The following is a 3818-nucleotide window of genomic DNA, read 5'->3' as shown; positions in this document are numbered from 1 at the left end:
GTGAGCGCTGCAATGACGGTTTCGATACTTTCCTCGCCGACTTTTTGCGCGATGCGTTCGATGCCCGAGGCGAAAAGTTGTTGAGTGTAACTGTGCTGGGAAACGGGCTGCTTTGCTCGAGTACGGATAAGCGCTTCCAATTCAGCGATAAAACTTAGGGTGCTGCGAGGCGAGGGACCGAAGCAGCTTCTCAACCCTTGGTGGCACGTAGGGCCTTGCGGCACAGCCTCGATTAAAATGGTGTCGTGATCACAATCAGGGTAAGCTGCGATTAGATTGAGCACGTGCCCGGACGTTTCTCCTTTTTGCCAAAGGCATTGGCGGCTACGACTGAAAAATGTCACCCGATGTGAACGCAATGTTTGCGCCAAGGCATCCTGATTCATAAAGCCAACCATGAGCACGTCGCCGATATCGGCGTCTGTCACCACCGCGGGCAATAGTCCTGACCCCTTGTCCCAGGCCAGTTTTTGTATGTCATTCAGCGTTAATGGGTTCACGGACACATACTCCTTCTTTTTGCAAGTAGGATTTCACTTCGGGAATGGACAACATGCCCTTATGGAAAACACTGGCAGCAAGCGCACCGTCGACATCCGCTTCCTGAAAAACTTCCGCGAAGTGGGACAAAGCGCCCGCGCCGCCAGAGGCAATCAAAGGAACCTGGCAGATCGAACGCATCACTTTGAGTTGGTGTATGTCATAGCCGCTGCGTATGCCGTCGTGGTTCATGGTATTGAGCACAATTTCGCCCGCTCCCCGATCTTGGACTTCTTGTATCCATGCTTGCGTCAGTCGTCCAGTATCACGTCCCTTTTGTTCATCGCCTGTGTATTGATAAACATGCCACTGTTGCGTGTTGTCGTCATAGTAACTGTCAATGCCCACCACGATACATTGTTGACCGAACGCATTGGCCAGTTCGGTGATCAAAGCGGGCTGTTCGAGTGCAGGGGAATTGATCGAAATTTTATCGGCCCCCATAGTCAAAATGGTTTCCGCATCACGCAAAGCGCGTATGCCCCCTGCAACACAAAAGGGAATATCAATGACTTCCGCAACACGGCGTACCCAGGCCTTATCGACGCATCTGTCCTCGACGCTGGCGGTAATGTCGTAAAAAACCAGTTCGTCAGCGCCCTGTTCGGCATAGAGTCGTGCCAATGTCACAATGTCACCGACGACTTTATGGTGGCGAAATTGGATGCCCTTGACGACCTGGCCGTGTTTGACATCTAGACAGGGGATGATGCGTTTTGCCAGCATATGCAAGCCTCCTTGAATGAAAATATACCGTCTAACAGTGCCTTGCCAACGATTAAATGAGCTACGCCAGTGGCTGCAATCTGAGCGATGTGCTCAAGTGAGCCCACACCACCGGAAGCCTGCCAGCGAATATCCGGGTATTGGTGACAAAGTTGTCGATAAAGTTCGACATTCGGGCCCTTGGCGGTGCCATCGCGGGAAATGTCGGTACACAGGATGTGACGCACACCAACGCAAGCATAAAACGCCAAGCATTCTTTAAGTTCGCGGTTTGTCTCGGTGGTCCAGCCATCGACAGGCAACAGCCATCGACCATCTTGGGTTGGGCGGACATCAAGGGCGAGGACAATCTTATCGGCGCCGAAACGCATCAGCCACTCGACCACCAGCTCTGGGTGGCGTATGGCCATGCTGCCAACGACCACCCGCGAGACACCGTGATCGAGCAATTGTTGGATGTCGTCTGCGGAACGAATACCACCACCGACTTGCCAGGCAAGGTCGGTGCTCTTGGTCAGCGCAAGTAGGCCGCTGGTGCTCCGCGCCTGCGCATCTTTGGCGCCGCTTAGGTCAACAAGATGGAGCATTTTTGCCCCTTCAGTTGCATAACGACGGGCCAATTGAGACGCATCAATGTCGTAATAACTTGGCGTGTGATAGCGTCCCTGTGTCAGTCGCACGACAACGTTGTTTAACAAATCGATGGCTGGAATAATCATGTCGGCATCTCCAAGAAATTGCGCAAAAGCCGGCGTCCGGTCGTAGATGATTTTTCGGGATGAAACTGGACGCCAAAGAAATTGCCGATTCGGACCGCTGCCGAAAAGCCAATTCCGTAGGTACTTTGGGCGATGGTCCAAGGGCTGACAGGCACGGCGTAGCTGTGGACAAAATAGAAATAGCTGTCTTGTACAATGCCTGAAAATAATTCATCGTGTTCGGCAGTGAAATGCACCCGGTTCCAACCCATATGTGGTAATCGAACGCGTTCAGGAAGTCTTGTGACCTTGGCTGGCATGATGCCAAGCATTCGGGTATTGCCTTCTTCGCTATGCTCGGCAAGTAGCTGCATGCCAAGACAGATGCCGAGCACGGGCTGTTTGAGTGCAGAGATGACCGGAATGAGGCCTCGCTCAGCCAATCGACGCATGGCATAGGCAGCGTGTCCGACGCCGGGCAGGATCACACGTTCAGCGGTCGCAATGACGTCTTTTTGCCAAGTGACGCAGGTCCGATAACCCAACCGTTCGCATGCATAGTTGACGGACGCCAGATTGGCACAGCCGGTGTCCACAATGACGACTTCTTTTGTCATTCTAAAACTCCTTTGCTGCTCGTTGTACGGCGTTCATCCATGATCACAGCTTGTCCCAAAGCACGCCCAAATGCTTTGAACAGTGCTTCGACCTGGTGGTGGGCGTTGCCTTGCGTCACCGACAGGTGCACGCACATAGCGGCGGCTGTGGCAAGCGAGCGAAAGAAATGAGGGACCATTTCTAAACTTAAACCGCCCACTTGCGAGCGACTCCATTGTGCGTCGACAACAGCATAGGCACGACCCGACAAATCGACGGCACATTGGGCGAGACATTCATCCATGGGCAGTGTGAACCCGAAACGTTGGATTTGGCATTTGGCGCCCAGCGCTTGGCGAAGCGCTTCGCCAAGCACCAAAGCACAGTCTTCGATGCTGTGGTGATCATCAACTTCCCAGTCACCTTCACAGCGAAGACGTATTGAGATGCCTGCATGAGTGGCAATTTGTTCAAGCATGTGGTCGAAAAAACGCTGTCCTGTCGAGATGTCAATCAGGTCAGCGCGATCAAGATTGACTTCGGCGGTGACAAAAGTCTCCTTGGTTTTGCGTTCGACTCGTGCGCAGCGTGGCATTGAGGTTAACGCTAAGGTGATGGATGGCCAGTCATTCTTGTCTTTGTGATAAAGAAACCCGCGGACACCGATGTTTTGGGCGAGCATGACATCGGTGTCCCGGTCCCCAATCACGGCGCTTCGTTTAAGATCAACCCGGCCACTTGCCAACAGGTCGAACAAAAGACCGGCTTTGGGCTTACGGCAATCGCATCGGTCACTTTCGAAATGCGGACATATCAAAATATCCTCGAATTCAATGCCTTGGCTTTGTAAAAGCGTCAGTAGCCAGGTGTGAGGTTTGTCAAAAGACGCCTGAGGAAATTGTTCGGTGCCCAGACCATCTTGGTTCGAAACCATGACCAAGCGGTAACCGGCACGACGTAGGCGACGAAGACAAGGAATCACTTCGGGCATCAAACGTAGCTTGTCCAGACTATCGATTTGTCGGTCTGGCAGAGGCTCTTCAATGAGGGTGCCGTCGCGGTCAACAAAGAGGTACGGGAATTGTGTCATTTGCGTGTGCTCCTTTCGGCAAAATCTTGAATCAGTTGCATCAAGCTATTCAATTCTTTCGGATGGCCTATGCTGATACGCACGCAGTCTGTAAGACCGTATTGGCCCGACTGGTCACGTAGCATGACGCCCCGGCTCGCCAGATAGCTAAGCCATTGATCCTTATT

At 52.7% G+C, this 3818-nt stretch carries 5 protein-coding genes; all 5 read right to left on the bottom strand.

Going from position 1 to position 3818, the window contains the following annotated elements:
* Positions 1-500, bottom strand: a 500-nt coding sequence (locus D6694_00415; GenBank protein ID RMH48554.1) for a bifunctional phosphoribosyl-AMP cyclohydrolase/phosphoribosyl-ATP diphosphatase HisIE, incomplete at its 3' end; no start/stop codon positions are given.
* Entirely contained in the window at positions 478-1266 is a 789-nt protein-coding gene (gene hisF, locus D6694_00410; protein RMH48553.1) for an imidazole glycerol phosphate synthase subunit HisF, read from the bottom strand. The genes D6694_00415 and hisF, both read right to left, overlap by 23 nt.
* Positions 1236-1985 (bottom strand): 1-(5-phosphoribosyl)-5-[(5-phosphoribosylamino)methylideneamino] imidazole-4-carboxamide isomerase, encoded by a 750-nt coding sequence (locus D6694_00405; GenBank protein ID RMH48552.1) that lies wholly within the window; start codon positions 1983-1985, stop codon positions 1236-1238. The genes hisF and D6694_00405 overlap by 31 nt, the downstream gene beginning before the upstream one ends.
* Positions 1982-2581: an imidazole glycerol phosphate synthase subunit HisH gene (hisH, locus tag D6694_00400; GenBank protein ID RMH48551.1), complete on the bottom strand. Its 600-nt coding sequence runs from the start codon at positions 2579-2581 to the stop codon at positions 1982-1984. Before hisH ends, D6694_00405 begins: the two co-directional genes overlap by 4 nt.
* Positions 2578-3651, bottom strand: a complete 1074-nt coding sequence (gene hisB / locus D6694_00395; protein ID RMH48550.1) for a bifunctional histidinol-phosphatase/imidazoleglycerol-phosphate dehydratase HisB — start codon at positions 3649-3651, stop codon at positions 2578-2580. The genes hisH and hisB overlap by 4 nt, the downstream gene beginning before the upstream one ends.
* Between the last annotated feature and the right edge of the window lie 167 nt (positions 3652-3818).

The sequence above is a fragment of the Gammaproteobacteria bacterium genome, assembly GCA_003696665.1.
GTDB lineage: Bacteria > Pseudomonadota > Gammaproteobacteria > Enterobacterales.
The sequence above is the reverse complement of the archived record's forward strand: the minus strand, read 5'-3'. Positions and strand labels throughout refer to the sequence as shown.

Bases quoted from the DNA above. Each gene is read 5' to 3' on its own strand.
- hisF (RMH48553.1), bottom strand. From the start codon at position 1,266: ATGCTGGCAAAACGCATCATCCCCTGTCTAGATGTCAAACACGGCCAG.
- D6694_00405 (RMH48552.1), bottom strand. From the start codon at position 1,985: ATGATTATTCCAGCCATCGATTTGTTAAACAACGTTGTCGTGCGACTG.
- hisH (RMH48551.1), bottom strand. From the start codon at position 2,581: ATGACAAAAGAAGTCGTCATTGTGGACACCGGCTGTGCCAATCTGGCG.
- hisB (RMH48550.1), bottom strand. From the start codon at position 3,651: ATGACACAATTCCCGTACCTCTTTGTTGACCGCGACGGCACCCTCATT.